General features: G+C 58.1%; 18 protein-coding genes. 11 read left to right on the forward strand and 7 right to left on the reverse strand.

Features of this window, described 5'->3' with window-relative positions; genetic code table 11:
- Positions 1-592: indole-3-glycerol-phosphate synthase (locus GSQ94_RS13995; RefSeq protein WP_158944489.1), on the forward strand; the 592-nt coding region annotated here is incomplete at its 5' end.
- A 120-nt stretch (positions 593-712) separates the two neighbouring features.
- The gene (locus GSQ94_RS14000) at positions 713-1,396 is read left to right on the forward strand and encodes a phosphoribosylanthranilate isomerase (RefSeq protein ID WP_158944490.1); all 684 of its coding nucleotides are present in this window, start codon (positions 713-715) and stop codon (positions 1,394-1,396) included.
- Positions 1,397-1,423: 27 nt separating this feature from the next.
- Here GSQ94_RS14000 and GSQ94_RS14005 read toward each other — a convergent pair whose 3' ends face one another.
- From GSQ94_RS14005 to GSQ94_RS21675, 3 genes are all read right to left on the reverse strand, one after another.
- Positions 1,424-1,579: a hypothetical protein gene (locus GSQ94_RS14005; RefSeq protein ID WP_158944491.1), complete on the reverse strand. Its 156-nt coding sequence runs from the start codon at positions 1,577-1,579 to the stop codon at positions 1,424-1,426.
- Positions 1,580-1,771: 192 nt separating this feature from the next.
- On the reverse strand, positions 1,772-3,877 hold the full coding sequence (locus GSQ94_RS14010) for a prolyl oligopeptidase family protein (protein ID WP_158944492.1): 2,106 nt from the start codon (positions 3,875-3,877) through the stop codon (positions 1,772-1,774).
- Positions 3,878-4,117: 240 nt separating this feature from the next.
- The gene (locus GSQ94_RS21675) at positions 4,118-4,240 is read right to left on the reverse strand and encodes a hypothetical protein (protein WP_256369976.1); all 123 of its coding nucleotides are present in this window, start codon (positions 4,238-4,240) and stop codon (positions 4,118-4,120) included.
- Between GSQ94_RS21675 and GSQ94_RS14015 the strand changes: the two genes are divergently transcribed.
- The gene (locus tag GSQ94_RS14015; protein ID WP_158944493.1) at positions 4,239-5,249 is read left to right on the forward strand and encodes a VWA domain-containing protein; all 1,011 of its coding nucleotides are present in this window, start codon (positions 4,239-4,241) and stop codon (positions 5,247-5,249) included. The two genes, GSQ94_RS21675 and GSQ94_RS14015, sit on opposite strands and share 2 nt — an antisense overlap.
- A 171-nt stretch (positions 5,250-5,420) precedes the next feature.
- Complete coding sequence (locus tag GSQ94_RS14020) at positions 5,421-7,205, forward strand: diguanylate cyclase (RefSeq protein WP_158944494.1); 1,785 nt, start codon at positions 5,421-5,423, stop codon at positions 7,203-7,205.
- A 301-nt stretch (positions 7,206-7,506) separates the two neighbouring features.
- On the opposite strand, the gene GSQ94_RS14025 is transcribed toward GSQ94_RS14020, so the two are convergent.
- Both GSQ94_RS14025 and GSQ94_RS14030 read right to left on the reverse strand, forming a co-directional pair.
- Entirely contained in the window at positions 7,507-7,902 is a 396-nt protein-coding gene (locus tag GSQ94_RS14025; protein ID WP_158944495.1) for a LysM peptidoglycan-binding domain-containing protein, read from the reverse strand.
- Between the two features lie 104 nt (positions 7,903-8,006).
- The gene (locus GSQ94_RS14030) at positions 8,007-8,414 is read right to left on the reverse strand and encodes a YidB family protein (protein ID WP_158944496.1); all 408 of its coding nucleotides are present in this window, start codon (positions 8,412-8,414) and stop codon (positions 8,007-8,009) included.
- Positions 8,415-8,692: 278 nt separating this feature from the next.
- Here GSQ94_RS14030 and GSQ94_RS14035 point away from each other — a divergent pair, with 278 nt between their 5' ends.
- Positions 8,693-9,637, forward strand: coding sequence for a formylglycine-generating enzyme family protein (locus tag GSQ94_RS14035; RefSeq protein ID WP_158944497.1), 945 nt, complete (start codon positions 8,693-8,695; stop codon positions 9,635-9,637).
- Positions 9,638-9,719: 82 nt separating this feature from the next.
- On the opposite strand, the gene GSQ94_RS14040 is transcribed toward GSQ94_RS14035, so the two are convergent.
- Entirely contained in the window at positions 9,720-10,799 is a 1,080-nt protein-coding gene (locus tag GSQ94_RS14040; protein ID WP_254063872.1) for a cobalamin-independent methionine synthase II family protein, read from the reverse strand.
- A 132-nt stretch (positions 10,800-10,931) separates the two neighbouring features.
- On the opposite strand from GSQ94_RS14040, the gene GSQ94_RS14045 reads away from it, so the two are divergent.
- The gene (locus GSQ94_RS14045; protein WP_158944789.1) at positions 10,932-11,336 is read left to right on the forward strand and encodes a RidA family protein; all 405 of its coding nucleotides are present in this window, start codon (positions 10,932-10,934) and stop codon (positions 11,334-11,336) included.
- A gap of 52 nt (positions 11,337-11,388) precedes the next feature.
- Positions 11,389-11,799, forward strand: coding sequence for a peptide-methionine (R)-S-oxide reductase MsrB (msrB, locus tag GSQ94_RS14050; protein WP_158944498.1), 411 nt, complete (start codon positions 11,389-11,391; stop codon positions 11,797-11,799).
- A 77-nt stretch (positions 11,800-11,876) separates the two neighbouring features.
- Here msrB and rpmB read toward each other — a convergent pair whose 3' ends face one another.
- Positions 11,877-12,065 (reverse strand): 50S ribosomal protein L28, encoded by a 189-nt coding sequence (gene rpmB, locus GSQ94_RS14055; RefSeq protein ID WP_158944499.1) that lies wholly within the window; start codon positions 12,063-12,065, stop codon positions 11,877-11,879.
- Between the two features lie 389 nt (positions 12,066-12,454).
- Between rpmB and GSQ94_RS14060 the strand changes: the two genes are divergently transcribed.
- From GSQ94_RS14060 to GSQ94_RS14075, 4 genes are read left to right on the forward strand one after another with little or no spacing between them, the layout of a single operon-like run.
- Complete coding sequence (locus GSQ94_RS14060) at positions 12,455-13,705, forward strand: efflux RND transporter periplasmic adaptor subunit (protein ID WP_254063873.1); 1,251 nt, start codon at positions 12,455-12,457, stop codon at positions 13,703-13,705.
- The gene (locus tag GSQ94_RS14065) at positions 13,702-17,028 is read left to right on the forward strand and encodes an efflux RND transporter permease subunit (RefSeq protein WP_158944501.1); all 3,327 of its coding nucleotides are present in this window, start codon (positions 13,702-13,704) and stop codon (positions 17,026-17,028) included. Before GSQ94_RS14060 ends, GSQ94_RS14065 begins: the two co-directional genes overlap by 4 nt.
- Positions 17,025-20,156 carry an efflux RND transporter permease subunit gene (locus GSQ94_RS14070; RefSeq protein ID WP_158944502.1) on the forward strand — a complete coding sequence of 1,044 codons (3,132 nt, stop codon included), beginning with the start codon at positions 17,025-17,027 and terminating at the stop codon, positions 20,154-20,156. Before GSQ94_RS14065 ends, GSQ94_RS14070 begins: the two co-directional genes overlap by 4 nt.
- A gap of 6 nt (positions 20,157-20,162) precedes the next feature.
- Positions 20,163-21,689: an efflux transporter outer membrane subunit gene (locus GSQ94_RS14075; RefSeq protein ID WP_254063874.1), complete on the forward strand. Its 1,527-nt coding sequence runs from the start codon at positions 20,163-20,165 to the stop codon at positions 21,687-21,689.
- Positions 21,690-21,807: the final 118 nt, after the last annotated feature.

Genomic DNA, 21,807 nt, shown 5'->3' on the forward strand with positions numbered 1-21,807 from the left:
CTTCTATCCCGCCACTCTCGCCAAAACCTTTGAGTCCTCCGGTGCCGCAGCTCTTTCCATCCTCACCGACGAAGAGTTTTTTCAGGGTTCTTTAGCCTATCTGCAGCAGGCTTCAAACGTCGTAAAAATTCCCTGCCTCCGCAAAGACTTTATCCTCGATCCATTTCAGATCCTCGAGGCCCGCGCCTATGGGGCGGACGCCATCCTTCTCATCGTCTCTGCGCACACCGACGCCACCCTCAGCGATCTGCGCGACGAGGCTCACTCCGTCGGCCTCGACGTGCTCTGCGAAACCCACGACCGCGAAGAGATGAATCGCGCCATCGCTCTCGGTTTCGATCTCATCGGCGTCAACAGCCGCGATCTACGCACCTTTTCCGTCCGCACAGAGGTTCTATTCGAGCTTGCCGCATCGTTGCCGAAGAACGCTGTCAAGGTCGCCGAAAGCGGCATTCGCACTGCCGAGGACATCGCCAGCCTGCGTTCCGCCGGATACGATGCCTTCCTCATCGGTGAGACCCTGATGCGTCAACCCGACCCCGCAGCCGCGCTCGCAACCCTCCTGGATCGCGAGTACTCCTCCGACATCTAATCAACTAGCTGGTAGTAGCTGTTGTCGTCCTTGCCCTGACGTAGCCGAAGGAGAAGAATTCTTGTCGCTGTGGTTCATCTCTACGCAGTCAGAAGCACTCGTTTCAATCTGAAATAAGCCATGTGGATTAAAATCTGCGCCAACACCAACCTCGAAGATGCACAACTGGCCGCTGAGCTGGGAGCCGACGCCATCGGCTTCGTCTTTGCGCCCAGCACCCGCCGTGTCACCTCCGCTGAAGTCGCAAAGATCACGCCGCATCTTCCGGCCACTGTAGAGCGCGTAGGCGTCTTCCATGCGCTCGACGCCTATGAGATCGCGCGCGGCGCCCACGAAGCTGGCCTTGACACGGTGCAGCTTCACGGAGGCGTCGATCTCGCTCTCATGCGTCGCCTCCACAAGCTCTTCGCCGGGCAGGTCAAAATGATCCAGGCCGTTCACTGGTCGGTCGATGAGGATGGCGCAAGCGCAGCAGTGGTAGCTGCACAGCTTCGCGAGATCGCGCAGGAGGGATTGGTGGATCGGGTGCTGATCGACTCAAAGGTAGGTGCGGCGCTGGGTGGCACGGGTGTCTCGTTCGACTGGCACACAGCCGGCACCGCGTTGGCACACGCTGCGCCTCAGCTCAAGTTGATAGTGGCTGGCGGCCTCCGCCACGAAAACGTAGCAGAGGCCATCCATGGGCTGAAGCCCTGGGGAGTAGATGTTGCAAGTGGTGTGGAGTCGGAGCCGGGCAAAAAGAGTCCCGAAAAACTTGCTGCGTTTATCAGGAAGGCGCGGGAGTCGAAGGTCGGTTCGATCTAAGCGCGAGCGCCAACTGAAACGCGCGTTTTAGGCGTGATGCACAAACGAATGCTGGATGTGAGCTTTAGGAGAACGGTCGTGGTACTGCTGCGGCCGCAGGTGGGCTGTAGGCGGCTTGGGTGTCGCCGAAGCGAACACAGGAGCCAGTGCCAACAGTAAACCGATAGACAGTTTCAGCTTCATAAAGGCAACCTTTCTACGTTGTTTATAGGACGCGCCGGCGATCTTCCCGGATTCATTTTCTCCGCGGAATCATCACAAGGCGGGGCAGTTGGATATACAACGAATGCGGGAGAGTTCAGTATCGGCGAAAAGGCAGGAGGATCTTTAAGATCTTCCCGCCGCGTGCCTGAAGATGTATTGCGCAAGTGGTTATTATTCGCCGAGCATCCCGTCTCGTAACTCCCTCACCAGAAATGCATACTGATCCACAGTCGCTTCAATCCTCTTGCTGAGCGGCATTCCAGCACCATGCCCAGCCCGTGTCTCCACGCGAATCAGTATCGGCTCTGTACCAGCCTGCGCCTCCTGCAGAGCCGCCGTGTACTTGAAGCTGTGCGCCGGGTACACACGGTCGTCGTGATCGCCAGTCGTAATGAGAGTCGCAGGATAGCTGCCACCCTTCTTGATGTTGTGCAGCGGCGAATACTTGTAGATCGCAGCAAACTCCTCCGCGTTCTCCGAAGGCGATCCGTACTCTTCCTTCCACGCCCAGCCGATCGTGAACTTGTCGAAGCGCAGCATATCCATCACGCCCACCTGCGCAATCACTGCGCCAAAAAGATCGGGCCGCTGCAGCTCACACGCTGCCACCAGCAACCCGCCGTTGCTTCCGCCGGAGATCGCAAGCTTCTTCGCGGACGTGTACTTATTCGCGATCAGCCACTCCGCCGCCGCGATGAAATCGTCGAAGACGTTCTGCTTGTTCAGTCGTGTTCCAGCCTCATGCCACGCCTCGCCATACTCTCCGCCGCCGCGAAGGCTCGGCTGCGCGTAGATGCCACCCATCTCCATCCACATCACATGCGAGGAAGAGAACTCCGGCATCAGCGGCACGTTAAAACCTCCATACGCATACAGCAGAGTCGGCGCAGAACCATCGAGCATCATGCCCTTCTTATGGCTTATGAACATCGGCACGCGCGTGCCGTCTTTACTTCCGTAAAAAATCTGCGTCGTCTCGTAGAGTGCCGGATCGAACAACAGCTGCGGCTGCCGGAATAACGTCGACTGCTGCGTCTTCATATTCAACCGGTAGATCGTACCCGGCGTCGTGAAGTTGGTGAACTGGTAGAAGGTTTCGGTATCCTCGCGCAGCCCCCCAAAGCCATACGCCGTGCCAATCGCAGGTAGCTTCAGTTGCTCGATCAACTGCCCGTCGAGGCTCCGAAGCTCTACGAGGCTCTGCGCATCAGCAAGGTAGTTCGCGATAAAGGTGTTGTCGATGATCGAAATATCGCTGAGCTTGTTCGCGCTCTCCGGGATCACCGTCTTCCAATGCTCACGTTCTGGATGATTCAGATCGATAGCGATGATCTTGCCGTTGGGCGCATCAACCGTAGTGAGCAGCCAGAACAAAGTGCCCTCATTGTTGATCGGAGCGTACGTCGCGTCCGCAAGATCAATAAGCCGCACGATCGTCGATTCAGGATGTTGAAGATCTTTGATCGCGACTTCGTTATTCGGGCTCGTGCCCTTGGACTGGTGAATCACAAGGTAGCGGCCATCATCGGTTACCTGTGCGCCAAGATTCAACTCCTTGTCGTCTGGCCGATCGAAGATGAGCTTGTCTTCACTCTGTGGCGTACCAAGTGTGTGGAAGAAAATCTTGTGAAAGTAGTTCGCTGCTTTCAGAGCCTCAGCCTCAGGCGCGTCGTAGCCCTGGTAGAAGAAGCCGCTGCCATCCTTCAGCCACGCCGCGCCGCTGAACTTCGACCACTCCACGATATCCGGCAGATCCTTGCCCGTCGTCACGTCGCGCACATGCCACTTCACCCAGTCGCTCCCTGCATCCGCAATCGAGTACGCCGCCAGCGATCCATCGTCGGTAATGCTGATGCCGCTGATTGCAACCGTGCCATCGGTCGACAGAGTGTTCGGGTCGAGTAGAACCTTTGCTTCACCGTCCAGCCCCTCCTGCCAGTAAAGGACGTTCTGATTCTGCAACCCACTGTTATGCGAGTAGAAGTACCTCGTGCCCCGTCTGGCAGGAGCGGTGTACCGCTCAAAGTTGATCAGCTCCATCAATCGTCGCTGCATCGACTTCCGCTCAGGAACCTGCGAGAGGTAACTCTGCGTCAACTCATTCTCGGCGTCCACCCACGTCTTCAACTCGGCCGAGTCCACATCCTCCATCCAGCGATACGGATCACTGACAGCTACCCCGAAGTAATCATCGGTCTGCCCAACCTTGCGAGCATGGGGATACGTGAGAGAAGAAGTGCTTTCGAGGGAGGGCGCAACAGCGGAGCTCGGATTCATCAGGTCAACTTTCGGTCAATTGGCGTTCTGGACTGCTGCCTTCGGACTCTAGCTTAGATGAGCAAACCTGGAAGAAGTAGCGCAGGAGGCAGCATCACACTCTGCCGCGCAGAGGACGGAAAATAGCCTGCGCACTTCGAGGTCCAAAAATAAAGTTCAAAAATGTGGCGTATCTTTCGACTGCGAAAGAGTGACGGCTAAGGAACCACGCTAGCCATGCAATCCACCACGCTCACACCATCATTTCACCACCACAAAACACCCTGAAAATGCAAAAACCCCAATTAAAACCACCATCTCACCACGAACCACTTTTTTTGCAACGGGAACAGTGAATTTCTTTCCGGTTAGACTTTCAGACATGCGGATTCTTCTGCCGGTCCTCCTGCTCTGCGGCACCCTCCCGGTTTTGTCCCAGTCTCCCGTCCCACCGGACGACCAGAGCTACACCCTCAAAACCCAGTCCAACGTCGTCCTGGTTCCCACTACCGTCCAAACCAAGCACGGCGATGTGATCTATGAGCTCAAACCGGAGCAGTTCGTCGTTGAAGACAATGGAGTTCCGCAGACCGTCCACGTCGATGAAGACACCGACTCCCTCGGACTCTCCCTCGTAGTCGTCGTCCAGTGCAGCCGTGCCTCCGGCTATGAATACCCCAAGTTGGGTGGCCTGGGCTCCATGATCGATGGCATCGCCGGGGATGCTCCGCGCGAGGTCGCCATCGTCACCTACGGCTCCGCCCCCCTGCTGCTCGGCAAGTTCTCCAACAGCGTCGACGCCATGAGCCACGCGCTCGCCCAACTAGAGCCGTGCGACGATCCGGAGGCCTCCACGCTGGACGCCGTAGCCTATGCCACGAAGCTGCTCGAAGCCCGCCAGAATCACTATCGCCACGCCATCCTGCTGATCAGCGAGACCCGCGACCATGGCAGCACCGCCAAGCCTGCCGAGGTTGTGGCAGCGCTTGGACGGACGAACACCGTCGTCGACGCGGTAGCGTTTGGCCCAGGAAAGACAGAGGTGATGAGTGATCTGAAGTATGGCGGCGGAAGCGGACCGCTCGGCCTGTTGGTGATGGCGGTCAACGCTCTGAAGAAGAATGCAGCGCATGAGCTGGCTGCCTTGTCCGGCGGAGAATACGTCAACTTCACTACGCAAAGAGGCTTCGACGAAGGGCTTCATCTGCTCTCGAACCACGTGCATAACTATTACCTGTTGAGCTTTCAGCCCCACGCTGAAGCTAACGGAGAGCCAGCTTCTGGAATGCACAGGATCCGTGTGAAGATTCCCGATTATCCGGATGCGCGGATACGATTCCGGGAGAGTTACTTCGCGGGAGAACTGGATTCAGCCGCGGCAAATACTAACTGATGTCCTCACCATTAGTTGGATAGGGTGGTTCAAAGTTTTAGGCGGATCAATTCGCCCTTGACGAAGGAGCATACTAGGAGTTCGATGTGAGTTATCAAGCGGAACGGTGCGTTTACCGATAGAGTTTCTCCGGGCTGGCTTATGAGAATTGATGAAAATATAGAAGGTGGCATGCCATTGCTGCGTCGTCTGGCAATGGTAGCGATAGCCCTGACGTGTCTGGATAGTGCTGCGCTGCTGCTCAACCTCCACAGCTGGGGGCAGGGTGGGGTCACTATCCTGTGGCCAGCGAATGGCCTGCTGGTGGGAGTTCTGCTTACTGCACGGCGGCGGCACTGGGCTGCCTTTCTTGCAGTCGGCTACGCGGTCGATGTGAGCGTCAATATTGCGCTGACCTTTGCGGTCTGGACTTCCGCATACCTGGCCTGCTGCAACATGCTGGAGGTTATCCTTGCGGCGGTCTTCCTTTACCGGATCATCTCGCCCAAGCCGGATCTGACCCAGCGCAGGCAGTTGGTGAGCCTGCTGCTGTATGGAGTCATCCTGGCCCCGGCTGTCGCCTCGATGCTGGCACAGCTCAATACCAGCAGCGCTGCGGGAATGCCGTTATTTACCTCCTTCAAGCACTGGTTCACGGCCGACGCTCTGGGTATGGCGGTGATGATTCCACTCTACCTGTCGTTCCGAGAGCGGAGCCACTTTGCCGGACGCTCGCGGTTGGAGGTGATCGGCCTTACCGCGCTGCTAAGCGTCACCGCGTTTGGCGTGTTCTGGCAGACGCGGTTCCCCTTTCTGTTCCTAGTGCTTCCGGTTCTGCTGCTGCTCGGTGTTCGCCTTCGACTTGCGGGCTCTGCGATGGGGCTGCTGATTGTCTCGATCGTCGGAGGATACCTGACTATCCAGGGTCATGGCCCGGTCGCGATGGTGCGCGGATCTTCTGCGACCTCACGCGATCTGCTGGTGCAGTTCTTCGTCGCTGTGTCGATGCTATCTCTCTACGTGATTGAGGTGATGACTGCGGAGCGCGAACGGTTGCAATCGAACCTCAAGGCCAGCGAGACCCTGTTTCGACTTTTGGCAGAGGCTTCGAACGATGTGATCGTACTGGCCGACCTTTCCGGCGAGCGGCGCTATGTTTCGCCTGCGGTGACTACTGTGCTGGGGTGGGAGCCGGCGGAGTTGGTGGGGCATACCCCGGTGCAGATCGTTCATCCCGACGACGTCTCCGAGGTAGAGGAGTTGATGCAGGCTTGCCGTGAGGGCAAGCCGGTGGATACGCTGACCTACCGGTGCGCCCGGAGGGATGGGAGCTATGTGTGGATGGAGGCGAGTATTCGGCTTTATCACGACGAGACGACGTGGGAGCCGATCGGCTTCGTGAACGTGGTGCGTGATGTGACCATACGCAAGGCGGCGGAAGAGGCGCTTGAGAATCTTGCGATGGCGGACGGGCTTACCGGGATTGCGAACCGGCGGCGGTTCGAGGAGAAACTGGACCAGGAGTGGCGCAGGGCGATGCGCGATGGGTCTCTTTTGTCCGTGTTGATGATCGATGTCGACCACTTCAAGCGATATAACGATCTGTACGGACACGTACTGGGTGACACCTGCCTGCGGCAGATTGCCGTGGCGGCGCAGGAGGTGATTCACCGCGCCTCGGACCTGTTTGCCCGATACGGGGGGGAAGAATTTGTGGTGGTGCTGCCGAATACCGACAGCATCGGCGCCCAACTGGTCGCGGAGCAGATTCGGCTGGTGGTGGAGATGCTTCACCTGCCCCACTCCGGCAATCCGCATGGAGTGGTGACGGTGAGCATAGGCTGCGCGACGCAGGCCCTGGATCATGACTCAGTCTCGACATCGGTGGTGGAGGCTGCAGATCAGGCGCTCTATCAAGCCAAGTCGGAGGGGCGTAACCGAGTGCAGGTTGCCGTGGGCTCCGTTGTATCTATTTGACGGTCTACCCCCCTCCCCCGGGGGGGGGTATTTTGGGCGTAACCTGTTTCTCATCATTGGTTTAGCGGAGGGGTGTGTCTGTAAAATATTGATTCCGCTTGGCTTACGTGCAAAATATTATAAATAAAAGGGTTAGGCTCACGTGCGAGAGCCCCGGGATGATATCCGGGGCTCTTTTTACCTTCGTCTTTCAGTATAGCGTTGAGCACTCAATTGATGCGCCACGCTAAGGTCCAGGATTGACGCTGGTTTTGGTGAGGTGAGGGCTTGACAGGGTTTTCATCCTGCCGGTTCTGCGTGGTTAGGCCGTGATGACGGGAAGCTGGAGCGTGGTGCCGATGGGGACGCTGTTGGGGTTGGCTATGTTGTTGGCTTTGGCTATCTCGGGATACTTGTTGGCGTTGCCATAGAAGAGGAGGCTGATGGCGGAGAGAGTATCGCCAGATTTAATGGTGTAGGGCTGGGTGTCGCCACCTGTATTTGCGATCTCGTGATGGAGATCAGAGTAGGTGGGATCGGCCTTTTTGATGTTGTCCCAGACGCGCTCCAGGATGACGCGGGAAGGGACGGAACCTTTGATGTGGAGCTGCTCGCCGTCGAGGTCGACGGCATCGAGGGTGGCACCGTAGGGGGCGAACTTCTGCAGGGATTGGATAACACCGGCATACTTCTGCTTCAAAGCTTCGAGATCTGCCATGACGTGGCTCTCCTTGGTCAGCGTGGCTGACTGTAGTTAGATGTTGTTTGGAGTGAGCGCTGTGGCCCCGGCGCTCCTCAGATCTGCCCCCGCGAGGCGGCGGCCTAGACGAACTTGCTGAGCAGGCTCTGCGCCATGCTGCCCATGGAGCTGGTCGGGGTAGCCTGCCCGTTGGGGGCAAAGTGCTGGATGACCATGGGAAGTACGGTGGCGAGGGCTACCTGCACGACCTGCGGCGAGACGCCGGCCTTGGCTGCGGTAGCTTCGATGAGGCCGGTTCCGCCGAGACCCTGCTGAACCTGCTCGGGTGTGGCGGTGGCTGCCTGGCCGGCGCCCCAGTTGTTGACGTGTTCGGCCATTCCGTTGTTCTTGAAGGCATCGAGCACGCCCTGAATTCCCTCAGGATGCTGGGTGAGAGCTTCGATGAAGCCGCCAGCTACCTTTGCCTGATCGGTTCCCGCAGCCGCACCGGTCTGGCCTGCGAGACCCTGAATCATGTCCATTATTCCCATGTTGTTCACCTCGCACCCAATATATGACCGATTTCCACTGGGTGCGGGAAGAAGTATGAAATATTTATCGATTTCTCATGGGATTGAAAGGCTCTACGGGGTCATTGGATCGCAAGACCCCTTGTAACCTTTCTCCAAATTGCAGCTCTTACGAGGCAAGCATGCATTTTGCAAATCTCTCTTATTGTTATTGTCTGTGGAAGAGGAGCGCCTGCCAGGTGCTCAAGATGACAAAAAGCAAAAGGGAAGCACCACATGCTTGTGGAGGAGTCAGGGAGATGAAGAAGTGGGCAAAAGTTGCCATTCCAGTTGTTGCGGTGGTGGTTTTGGTGGCTTGGTATGCATTTCGGCAGGAGCGGCCTGTAGTCCATCGGCAGGTCGGCGAAGCGTTGCCGGTCGCCCCACCAGCGGCACCGCCCGATGACTTCGTCAACATCCCCGCCGGGCACTTCCAGATGGGCTCTCCCAGCAACGAAAAGGACCGATATGACGACGAAGGCCCGGTGCACGATGTGGTGATCACCGGCTTCGCGCTTTCCAAATACGACGTGACGCGGGGGGAGTTCGCGGCGTTCGTCAAGGAAACCGGGTATGACGCGGGCAACAGTTGCTATACCTTTGAGACCAACGATTGGGAGTCACATGACGGACGCAACTGGCGCGATCCAGCGTTCCGTCAGACCGACCGCGACCCGGTCGTCTGCGTCAATCAGAACGATATCCACGCCTATGCCGAGTGGCTCGGGCGCAAGACCGGGCACCAGTACCGGCTCCCGAGCGAGGCCGAATGGGAGTACGCCACCCGGGCCGGCACGACTTCTTCCCGGTTCTGGGGCGAAGATCCCGATCAGGCGTGCGAGTACGCGAATGTCGCCGACCAGACGGCACGGGATCAGATCGCGGGAGCCAGCACTTGGGAGATCCACAACTGCAGAGATGGCTACGCGTACACCTCGCCGGTGGGCAGCTTCAAACCGAACGGTTTTGGCCTCTACGACATGTTGGGGGACGTCTGGCAATGGACGGAGGATTGCTATCACAAAAACTACAACGAGGCGCCGAAAGACGGATCGGCCTGGACGGCAGGCGCCTGCGAGTTGCACGCGTGCCGCGGCGGGGCCTGGCTGATCGAACCGGAGAATGTCCGCTCGGCCAGTCGCGTCAGGGACCGCCCGCTGAACCGCTTCACCAGCCTGGGCTTTCGTCTCGCAAGAATCAATTAGCCCTTGCGTCTTATCCCGTTTACCTGGGATTGAAGGGCTCTACGGGGTCATGGGATAGCAAGAGGATGGATTTCCGCTATGGCTATGAGAGACCTAGTTTCTGTGCGGCGAGGGCAGTGCCTTCGACCCGGGCTTGAATCTTTCTGAAGGCTGTTTCGCGGGCAGTGGAGGTGTCATCGGCGAAGGGGGCGAAGCCACAGTCATCTGTGGTCCCAAGTTGTGCGGGTTGGAAGAAGGAGGCAGCTTCGAGGACGCGATCGCGCACCTGCAGAGGGGTTTCAACGATTGGGTGGATGGGATCGATGACGCCGATGAAGACGGTCTGATGCGGCTGGAGGAGCTGGCTTACCAGAGAGAGCATTCGTTTTCTATCTGGTTCGCTGGCCATTTGCAGATACAAGCGGCCTACGTTTAACTGGAAGAGGTCCGGCAACAGCTTTGAGTAGTCAATGTCGGCGCTGTGGGTGGAGTCATGGTCGCCTCCGGGGCAGACGTGAACTCCGATGCGAGGACGTTCCTCTGCGGTGAACCGCTCGAGCACCTGATTGTTGAGGGCAATGAAGGTGCGCAGGAGGCTGCCTGAGGGATCGAGCTTGAGAGAGAGCCTGGCTTCGGTGAAGTCAATCTGAACTGAGTCTGCGCCGGCCTGAAGGGCACCGCGGATGTCGGATGCGGCTTCGTCGATGAGATCGGCGAGGAACTCTTCGCGAGAGTATCCCGGGATGCCGGCAGAGGGATAGAGAAGGCTCAAGGCCGAGGCAGAGATGACCGCCTGCTTGAGTGGAAGATGAGTGTAGCGGCGAGCGGCCTGGGTGTAAGTGGCGGCGTGGACGCCATAGCGGAAGGGGCCTGCGGTGAGGCGAGGCAGCTGGCGAGTGTGTCCGTCGGCGAAGGGGATGGTGACTCCGTCCGGAGCAAGATTATCGAGTCCGGAGAGGGGGTAGGTCGCGAAGCTGGGCTTGGTCTGCTCGCCGTCGGTGAGGATGGGCGATCCGGTCTGCTCGAAGCGATGGATCGTCTCGCGGAGAGCTTTGTCCTGGGCCTGTTCAAGGGCCTCGCTGTCTATCTGGTGATTTTGGAAGGCGACGGTGGCCTCGATCAGTGCAGGTGGACGCGGGATGCTGCCGATTGGTTCAGTCAAGATCGCCATAGGACGGAGCATAGCGTTTCTGCGTTCGGCGGAACATCCATCAATGGATTGAGTTTTATCGAGCAACAGGCTTCGAAGGTATTGCTGCCGGGACCGCTGCCGGTGACGTTTTCATTGCGTGAGGAACGAGATAGACTTAGCGGCATGAGCGATCAGAGGAAGACTGCAGTTTCTACAACAGAGGCTCCTGCGGCGATTGGGCCGTACTCCCAGGCTGTGCGCGTGGGCGATACGTTGTATGCGTCGGGGCAGGTGGGGCTGGATCCGGCTACTGGGCAGATGGTTGCCGGTGGAGTGACCGAGCAGACGGTGCGCGTGCTGGAGAATGTGAAGGCCGTGCTGGCGAAGGCCGGGCTGGATCTGAGCCATGTGGTGAAGACGACGGTTTTTCTGAAGTCGATGGGCGACTTTGCGGCGATGAACGAGGTTTACGCCAAGTACCTGGCGCCTGAGGGCGTGGTTCCGCCGGCACGGTCGACGGTTGCGGTGGCTGGTTTGCCGAAGGATGCGCTGGTGGAGATCGAAGTGCTGGCGAAGGGCGCGGCCTGAAACATAACGGGCCGCCTGGCATCTAATCGTTAGATCACAGGGGGTCTGAGCGATGGCCGAAGCGACGAAGGTACAGAAGATTCATAAGACGGAGGCCGAGTGGCGCGAGCTGCTGACTCCGGAGCAGTTCCATGTGATGCGAGAGGGTGGGACGGAGCGCGCTTTTACCGGCGCGTTGGTGAACAATCATGAGGGCGGTGTGTATCAATGCGGAAGCTGCAATGCGCCGCTGTTTACTTCGGATACGAAGTTTGAGTCGGGGAGCGGCTGGCCCAGCTTTTGGAATCCGGTTTCGCCGGATGCGATTGTTTCGATTGAAGATAATTCTTACGGGATGAGGCGGGTTGAGGTGCAGTGCGCGACCTGCGGGGCTCACCTGGGGCATGTGTTTCCGGACGGGCCGAAGCCTACGGGGTTGAGGTATTGCATTAACAGCGCTTCGCTGGGATTTGAGAAGCAGTAATTCTTGTAGAAAAACAGGAAAAGCCCCAGCCGGCTAGGACGCGGCTGGGGCGTTCTGTTTCTGGAGTTCGGGGTGCTTTAGCCTTTGACGACTTTGCCGGTCTTGATGCAGCTGGTGCAGACGCGCATGCGCTGGCTGGCACCGTTGACCTGGGCTTTGACGGGCTGTAGGTTCACGTTCCAACGACGACGGGTGGTGTTGTGAGCGTGAGAGATGTTGTTACCGAACTGCGGGCCTTTGCCGCAAAGATCGCATTTTTGTGCCATGACGAAGAGCTCCAATCTTAGGTCGCAGAAGATTCCCGGGGACGTGCGCCTGAGTGAAAGAAGCCTCAAAACGGTGCCGGGGAAGGATGGTACTGGGAGCGTAGAAGCTCCAGACCTCTACCGGGTGAAGGGTAGTCTGCCGATTTCGTAATCATATCATGCAGGGGTGGGTGGGCTCAATTGCAGTGGGAGGATATTGCAGGGAGGACATCGTGAAGGGGGGAGTAGGGCATCTTATTGAGCATTCAAAGTTTGTCCGGTCTCAGTCGCAGAATAGTTTGACGGCGGTGAGGGTTGAGGTGAGTCTTTAAGCCCGGGCTCATCCGTCGATAGGGAACGGACTTGTTGTGCGTTGCTGTCCTAAAAATCTCTGATGTGGCAAGGGAGACGTGTTGCCAGCTGAATCAAATGAACATCCTGTAATAGGGCCGGACCATCAACTTCCGGCACCCCCTCCGACCCGTTCCGGAAGCAAGCTGATTCGGGTGCTGGTGTGGATTGCATTGTTGCTGATCTTTGCCGTTGGTTTCTTTCTGGTGCTACGCCACCACGATGACACGACAAAGAGTGCGGCGCCACGCCGCGGCGCAGGCGGTGGACCTGTAACGCTGACGACCGCAACCGCGCAGAAGGGCAACATCGGCGTATACCTGGACGCGATCGGGACGGTGACGCCGGTGTATACGGCTTCGATCACAAGCCAGGTGACGGGGCCGGTGATCGCGGTGCGGTTTACAGAGGGGCAGATTGTTCGGAAGGGCGATCCGCTGATCGAGATCGATCCACGGCCGTTCGTGGCTACGCTGACGCAGGCGCAGGGCGTGCTGGAGCGGGATCAGGCTCTGCTGGCGCAGGCGACGATGGACCGCGACCGGTACCGGGATGCGTGGTCGCGGAATGCGATTCCTAAGCAGACGCTGGACGACCAGGAGAAGGTGGTGCTGCAGGACGCGGGTACGGTGAAGAACGATGAGGGGACGGTGCAGTTCGACCAGATCCAGGTGGGGTACTGCCACATCCGGGCTCCGATCTCGGGGCGGGTGGGGTTGCGGCTGGTCGATCCGGGGAATGTGGTGCAGGCTGCAGGAACGACGACGCTCGCGGTGATTACACAGATACAGCCGATTACGGTGATCTTTACGGTGCCGGAGGATAGTCTGGGGCAGATTCAACCACGGCTTCGTCAGCGGACGAAGCTGCCGGTGGATGCGTATGACCGGGCGGCGTTGAAGCAGATCGCTGTTGGAACGTTGTTGACGCTGGATAACCAGATCGACACGACGACAGGAACGGTGAAGGCCAGGGCCTCGTTCGATAACAAAGACTCGTCGCTGTTTCCGAACGAGTTTGTGAATGCGCGTCTGCTGGTGAATACGCTGCAGGGAGCGACGCTGATTCCGTCTTCGGCGATTCAGCATAACGGCACGGCTGCGTTTGTTTATGTGTTGCAGAATAATGTGGCCCACACGCGCCCGATCACAGCCGGGGTGACCGAGGGTGATACGACCCAGGTGACCGGGATCAATCCCGGCGACATGGTTGCCAACAGCAGCTTCGACAAGTTGCAAGACAACTCGAAGATCGTGGTTTCGAGTAAACCGATTCCAGCTGCAGCGACGACGGGGAGTAGCGCTCCTTGAGTCCATCCCGTCCGTTTATTCTGCGACCCGTTGCAACGTCGCTGCTGATGGCTGCGATCATGCTGGTTGGTATTGTGAGTTACACGCAGCTCCCGGTGTCGGCGCTGCCTGAGGTCGATTATCCGACGATCCAGGTGCTGACGTTCTACCCCGGCGCCAGTCCGCAGGTGATGGCGACGACGGTGACGGCGCCGCTGGAGCGTCAGTTCGGGCAACTGCAGGGGTTGAGCCAGATGACCTCGAGCAGCTCGGGCGGCACGTCGGTGGTGGTGCTGCAGTTCAACCTGAGTTTGAATATCGACATCGCTGAAGAAGAGGTGCAGTCGGCGATCAATGCGTCGCAGAGCTTTCTGCCTGCGAATCTGCCTGCGCCGCCGATCTACAGCAAGACGAATCCTGCGGATGCGCCGGTGCTGACGTTGGCGATTACGTCGAAGACGATGCCGCTGTCGCAGGTGGAAGATCTGGTGGATACGCGGCTGGCACCGAAGATCTCGCAGTTGAGCGGGGTGGGGTTGGTGAGTATCAGCGGCGGACAAAAGCCAGCGGTGCGGATCCAGGCGAATCCTACGGCGCTCTCTTCGTACGGGATCAACCTTGAGGATCTGCGTACGGCTGTGACGCAGAGCAGCGTAAATGCAGCGAAGGGAAACTTCGACGGGCCGCGGCAGGACTACCAGATCGACGCGAACGATCAACTGGTCACAAGTAAGGACTACACCAGCGTTGTCGTGGCGTATCGCAACGGCGCTCCGGTGATGCTGACCGATGTGGCGCACATTGTCGATGGAGTGGAGAACTCGACGCAGGCTGCGTGGATGAACCAGACGCCAGCGGTGATCTTGAATGTGCAGCGGCAACCGGGTGGGAACACGATCAGCGTGGTGAAAAGCATCAAGCTGCTGCTACCGCAGCTCGAGGCAAACCTGCCTAAGGGAATTGAGGTGACGACGCTTACCGACCTGACGACGCCGATTCAGGCTTCGGTGAGCGATGTGGAGTTCGAGCTGCTGCTGACCATTGGGTTGGTGGTGATGGTCATCTTCCTGTTCCTGCGCAACCTGTACGCGACGATTATTCCCAGCGTGGCTGTGCCGCTGTCGCTGGTGGGAACTTTTGCGGCGATGTATGCGCTGGGCTACAGCCTGGATAACCTGTCGCTGATGGCGTTGACGATCTCTACCGGATTCGTGGTCGATGATGCGATTGTGATGGTGGAGAATATCTCGCGTTACCTGGAAGAGGGCGAAACGCCGATGGAGGCGGCGCTGAAGGGCGCGGAGCAGATAGGGTTTACGATTCTGTCGTTGACGGTCTCCCTGATCGCGGTGCTGATTCCGCTGTTGTTCATGGGAGATGTTGTAGGGCGTCTCTTCCGTGAGTTTGCGGTGACGCTTGCGGTGACGATTGTGGTCTCCGCGGTGGTTTCGCTGACGCTGACTCCGATGATGGCTTCAAGGATTCTGAAGCATAATCCCGAGGCACAACAGGGGCGTTTTTATAAGGCGTCGGAGCGCGTGTTTGAGCGCATGATTGCGTTTTATGGACGGACACTAAAGGTGGTGCTGCAGTACCAGACGATTACGCTGCTGGTCGCGTTGGCGACGCTGGTGTTGACGATCTTTCTGTACATCATCATTCCCAAGGGATTTTTTCCGGTGCAGGATACGGGTGTGATCCAGGGAATTACGCAGGCTCCGCAGACGATCGGATCGAAGGCGATGGCGGTGAAGCAGCAGGAGGTCGCCAAGGTCATTCTGGATGATCCTGCGGTGCAGAGCCTGTCTTCGTTTATTGGCGCGGATGGAACGAACGTCACAACCAACAGTGGAAGGATGTCGATCAACCTGAAGCCGCTGGAGGATCGCGATCTGAGCGCGTCCGATGTGGTTCGTAGGTTGCAGTCGAAGTTGAAGAACGTGCAGGATATCCAGATCTACATGCAGCCGGTGCAGAACATCACGGTGGATGACCGTGTGAGCCGCACGCAGTACCAATACACGTTGGAGGATCCGGACCAGAACGAGCTGAACGAGTGGACGAGCAGGTTTGTAGATAAGCTGAAGCAGCTGCCGGAGCTTGAAGATGTTGCGACGGATCAGCAGTTGGGTGGGCTGGCGGTGTCGCTCGTGATCGATCGCGCGACGGCTTCGCGGCTGGGCGTGGCGCCGACGACGATCGACAATACGCTTTACGATGCGTTCGGCCAGCGCCAGATCAATACGATGTATACGCAGTTGAATCAGTACCACGTGATTCTGGAGGCGGAGCCGCAGTTTCAGACCGATCCGAATAAGTTGAATCATCTGTATATACGGTCCGGCTCGGCCTCGGGAACGACTGGTGCGGCGGCCTCGACTTCCTCGGGGAACGGCTCTACTTCAGCAGGATCGAATGCTCTGACGGGTTCGGTGCTATTTACGGCTTCGGCGAATACGCTGACGCCGCCTATCAATGCGCTGACTTCAAGCACGGTGAACTCGACTTCGAGCAAAGGCGCGACTTCAGCCGGAGCGACGAGTTCGACCTTTAATAACGCAGTGCCATTCAGCGCGTTCTCGCACTTCGAGCCGACGACGGAGGCGCTATCCATTACGCATCAAGGACAGTTTCCTGCGATTACGGTCTCCTTCAATCTTGCGCCGAATGCTGCGCTGGGCGGAGCGATTACAGAGATCACCAAGGTGCAGAAGGACATGCACATGCCTGCAAGTCTGCAGGCTGATTTCCAGGGGACCGCAGCTTCCTTTCGGAACTCGCTCTCCGGAATGCCGCTGCTGATTCTTGCCGCGCTGGTAACGGTGTATATCGTTCTCGGAGTACTGTACGAGAGCTTCATTCATCCGATCACGATTCTTTCGACGCTGCCGTCGGCGGGCGTCGGCGCGTTTCTATCGCTGATTCTTTTCCACCAGTCCCTGAGCGTGGTGGCGATCATCGGGCTGGTTCTGCTGATCGGAATCGTAAAGAAGAACGGCATTATGATGGTCGACTTTGCGCTCGATGCGGAGCGGAATCGCGGGCTTAGTTCGACGGATGCGATCTACGAGGCGTGTTTGCTGCGCTTCCGGCCGATCATGATGACGACGATGGCGGCGCTACTGGGTGGGTTGCCGCTTGCGTTCGGCCACGGCATTGGCTCGGAGCTGCGCAGGCCGCTCGGGATTGCGATGGTGGGCGGGTTGCTGGTGAGCCAGGTGCTGACGCTGTATACGACGCCGGTGATCTATATCTTCTTCGATAGTCTCTCGCACCGGTTTTCGAGGAAGTCGAAGCGGGCGGAGCATGGTGGAGGCGAGTTGGAGCCGGCGGAGCAGCCATGAACATCTCTGCTCCCTTTATTCACCGCCCCGTGGCGACGACGCTGCTAACGGTCGCGATTGCGATTGCGGGTGCCATTGCGTTTAATGTGCTTCCTGTCTCTCCGCTGCCCCAGGTGGACTTCCCAACTATTTCGGTGAGCGCAAGTCTACCGGGCGGCAGCGCCGAGATTATGGCTTCATCGGTGGCGACTCCGTTGGAGCGGCAGTTTGGACATATCGCGGGTGTGACCGAGATGACGTCGGCGAGCAGCCTGGGGTCGACCTCGGTGACGATTCAGTTTGACCTGAGCCGGAATATCGATGGTGCTGCCCGTGATGTGGAAGCTGCGATCAATGCCGCGCGGACTTACCTTCCGGCGAATCTTCCGGCGAACCCTACGTATCGCAAGGTGAACCCGGCGGATGCGCCGATCATGATTCTTGGGTTGACGTCGGACAAGTACGGACCGGACAAGCTGTATGACGAAGCATCGACGGTGATTCAGCAGAAACTGTCGCAGATTCAAGGGGTGGGACAAGTGAATCCTGGGGGCGGTGCACTGCCTTCGGTTCGCATTGAGGTGAATCCGACGAAGCTTGCGAGCTTCGGGATGACGATGGCGAATGTGCAGGCGGTGGTGAGCCTGCAGAACTCGGATCTGGCGAAGGGCCAGATTTCGAATGGAGACGTCTCTGCCGACATTATTGCGAATGACCAGATCTCGCATGCGGAGGACTACAAGCCGATCATCATCGGTTACAACAATGGGTCGGCGGTGCGGCTGTCGGACGTAGCGGATGTGGTGGACTCGGTGCAGAATATTCGAGCGGCCGGGTATCTGAACGGCAAGCGGGCCGTGATGCTGATTATCTTTCGGCAGCCGGGCGCGAACATCATCGACACGGTAGATCGCATTCGGGCGCAACTGCCTTCGGTGGAGGCGTCGATTCCAAAGGGGATCGATACGACGATTGTGCTGGATCGAACGACAACGATTCGCGCTTCGGTAAGCGATGTAGAGCGGACACTGCTGCTTTCGATTGCGCTGGTGATCGTGGTGGTGTTCATCTTTCTGCGCAATGGAAGGGCAACTCTGATTCCGGCGGTAGCGGTCCCAGTGTCGCTGATTGGCACCTTTGCGGTGATGTATTTGTTTGGATACAGCATCGACAACCTGTCGCTGATGGCGTTAACGATTTCGACCGGGTTCGTTGTGGATGACGCGATTGTGGTGATGGAGAACATCACGCGGCATCTTGAAGCTGGGATGAAGCCGTTTCCCGCGGCATTGCGAGGAGCGAAGGAGATTGGGTTTACGGTGATGTCGATCAGCATCTCCCTGATCGCTGTGTTTATTCCTCTGCTGCTGATGGGTGGGATTGTCGGCCGGCTGTTTCGCGAGTTTGCGGTGACGCTTTCGACGGCAATTCTGGTTTCGATGGTGATCTCGTTGACGACGACGCCGATGATGTGCGCGTACCTGTTGCGAGATGAACATGCACGGAAACATGGGCGCCTCTATATGGCGACGGAGAGGTTCTTCGACGGGGTGTTGTCACTCTATCGGCGCAGCCTTCACTGGGTGTTGGAAAACCCCGGGCTTACGCTGACGGTGCTGTTTCTGACGATTGCGCTGAACGTTGCACTGGTGATCAAAATACCCAAAGGATTTTTCCCGCAGCAGGATACGGGGTCGCTTGCGGGGGGCGTGCAAGGGCCGCAGGATTCTTCGTTCCCTGCAATGAACGAGTCGATTATTCAGATCGGCAAGGTGATCAAGAGCGATCCGGCGGTGCAGAATGTGATTGCCTTTACCGGTGGGCAGGGCGCGAGTAACTCGGGGAATATCTTCGTTGCGCTGAAGCCGCTGAATGTGAGAAAAATTGGCGCGCCGGACATTATTAACCGGCTGCGGCCAAAGTTGAACCGGCTTCCCGTGGCTTCAGCGTTTCTGCAGGCTTCGCAGGACCTGCGTATTGGGGGACGATCGAGCAGTGCGCTTTATCAGTACACGATTCAGGCAGACAGTCTGGCGGACCTGAAGACGTGGGGGCCGAAGCTGTTGGCGAAGATGAAGGTTCTGCCTGGTTTGCAGGACGTGAATACGGATCAACAGAACGGCGGGCTGGACGAGATGCTGACGTACGATCGCGTGACCGCGGCGAAGCTGGGTCAGACGGCGCAGTCTCTCGATCAGGGGCTGTACAGCGCGTTTGGGCAGTCGGAAGTTTCGATCATTTATACGCAGCTGAATCAGTACTACGTGGTGCTTGAGGTAGCTCCGGAGTACTGGCAGACGCCGGCAGGGTTAAAGAATATATATTTTCACCCCGCGGGAACGAGTAGTACGACTGCCAGTGGCAATGTGCCGTTGGCTACGATGGCGACGAACCAGACAAACACGACGCCGTTATCGTTGAATCATACCGGGTTGTTTCCCTCGGTTACGGTGTCGTTTAATTTAGCGCCCGGGGTTTCGTTGAGCGATGCCACGCTAAAGATCACGCAGATGCAGCAGGAACTGGGAACACCTACCACTGTGCATGGTTTTTTTGCGGGGACTCTGCTGGCGTATCAACAGTCGCTGGGGACGGAGCCGTTGCTGGTTTTGACGGCGCTGCTTGCGGTCTATATTGTGCTTGGCGTGTTGTACGAGAGCCTGGTGCATCCTCTGACGATTCTTTCGACGCTGCCTTCAGCGAGCGTGGGAGCGATGCTTGCGTTGATGCTCTTCAAGACGGATTTGAACGTCATCTCGATTATTGGAATCGTGCTGCTGATCGGTATCGTGAAGAAGAATGCGATCATGATGATCGACTTTGCGCTGCAGGCGGAGCGGGAGGGCGGCATGAATACCGAGGATGCGATCTTCGAGGCTTGCATGCTGCGTTTCCGGCCTATTCTGATGACGACGATGGCTGCGTTGTTCGGCGCGCTGCCGCTGGCATTCGGCACAGGCACCGGGTCGGAGCTGCGCCGGCCGCTGGGCATCACGATTGTTGGGGGGTTGATCGTGAGTCAGTTGCTTACGCTTTATACGACCCCCGTTGTTTACCTGACGCTGGACCGGCTGCGCCTGCGTGCGCTTGGCCGGAAGCACGATACTTTTCACCCCGCGGACGGCCCTGCTGCCGCTGCCGCGGAGTAGAACCGGATGTATACCACTATGACGAACTTTCGATTGGCTCTCGCGATGTGCCCGGCGCTTACGGCGCTTCTGCTGACTGGATGCATGGTTGGGCCGAAGTATCATGTGCCGCCGGCGGCAGCGCAGGCGCCCCCGGTGACGTACAAGGAATCGCCGACACAATTTCAAGATACGGATGGCTGGAAGGTGGCGCAGCCGCAGGACGCGATGTTGCATGGAAAGTGGTGGGAGATCTACCAGGATCCCGAGTTGAATGCTTTGGAAGAGCGGTTGAATATCGACAACCAGAACATTAAGCAGTTTTTCGCGAACTTTATGGAGGCGCGAACTCTGGTGGCGCAGGCTCGTTCGCAACTTTATCCCACGGTTTCGGTGGGCCCTTCGTACCAACGAGCTAAGACGTCATCAAACCTGGGGACCTCCAGTGTTGCGAATCCCGGCCGGCAGAGCTCGGTTGGATCCCTACCGGCCACTGTTTCCTGGGAGCCAGACCTTTGGGGGAAAGTTCGAAATACGATCCGCGAGGAGCAGTACAACGCGCAGTTGAGTGCGGCCGATCTTGAGAATGAGAAGCTGACCGAGCAGGCAAGTCTTGCCACGTTCTTCTTTGAGATTCGCGGCCAGGATGCGCTGCAGGCGATTTTGAACGACACGGTGGAGGCGGATAAGAAGGCACTGGAGTTGACCCGGGCGCAGTACGAGACAGGGGTCGGCGATCGCATCTCGGTGGTGGAGGCCGAGAATACGCTACAGAATGTGCAGGCGCAGGCGATCAACCTTGGCGTGGCGCGCGCGCAGTTTGAGCATGCGATTGCCATGTTGGTGGGAGCCAATGCGTCGGCATTTTCGATTCCTGTGAAGGCTGTGAGTGTGAGCCCGCCGCCGGTTCCAATCGGGTTGCCGTCGGCGTTGCTGGAGAGGCGGCCGGATATTGCTGCGTCGGAGCGAAACATGGCGGCAGCAAATGCGGAGATTGGGATTGCGACAGCTGCGTTTTATCCGAATCTGACATTGAGCGCAGAGGGCGGCTTCGAGAGTTCGTCGTTCAAACATTTGTTCGACTGGCCGAGCCGGTTCTGGTCGATTGGTCCCACCGTGAGTGAGACGGTCTTCGATGCGGGGCTACGGCGGGCAGAGGTGAATCAGTTTGTGGAGGTCTACAACGCCGACGTCGCCAGTTATCGACAGACGGTGCTTACCGGGTTTCAGCAGGTGGAGGATGCGCTCGCGTCGGTGCGGATTCTTTCTCAACAACTTATTCAACAGCAGGCGGCGGAGAAGTCCGCGCAGGAGTTTGTCACGCTGGAGACGGCAAGGTACGAGACTGGCATCGATCCTTACGTGGATGTGGTGACAGCGCAGACTACTCTGCTGACGGATCGCCAGTCTGTCGCGAGTCTGCGGGTGCAGGAGATGACGGCGTCGGTGCAGTTGATCGAGGCGCTGGGCGGCGGATGGGATCGTTCGCAGCTTCCGACTCCGGCACAGGTTTCGCAGAAGCTTACGAAGGCGGAGACGACGATTCAGAGGTAGGGCGCCGGTGACCTTTCGTCGGTGATCGTGTAGGGTTTTTATGTCTGGCGTGGGTGACGTTTTTACACAGCGCACAATTTTTGCAGGTCTATCGAGTTACAAAAAGGTACGGGTTGAA

It is taken from the genome of Granulicella sp. S190 (assembly GCF_009766095.1).
GTDB lineage: Bacteria > Acidobacteriota > Terriglobia > Terriglobales > Acidobacteriaceae > Edaphobacter.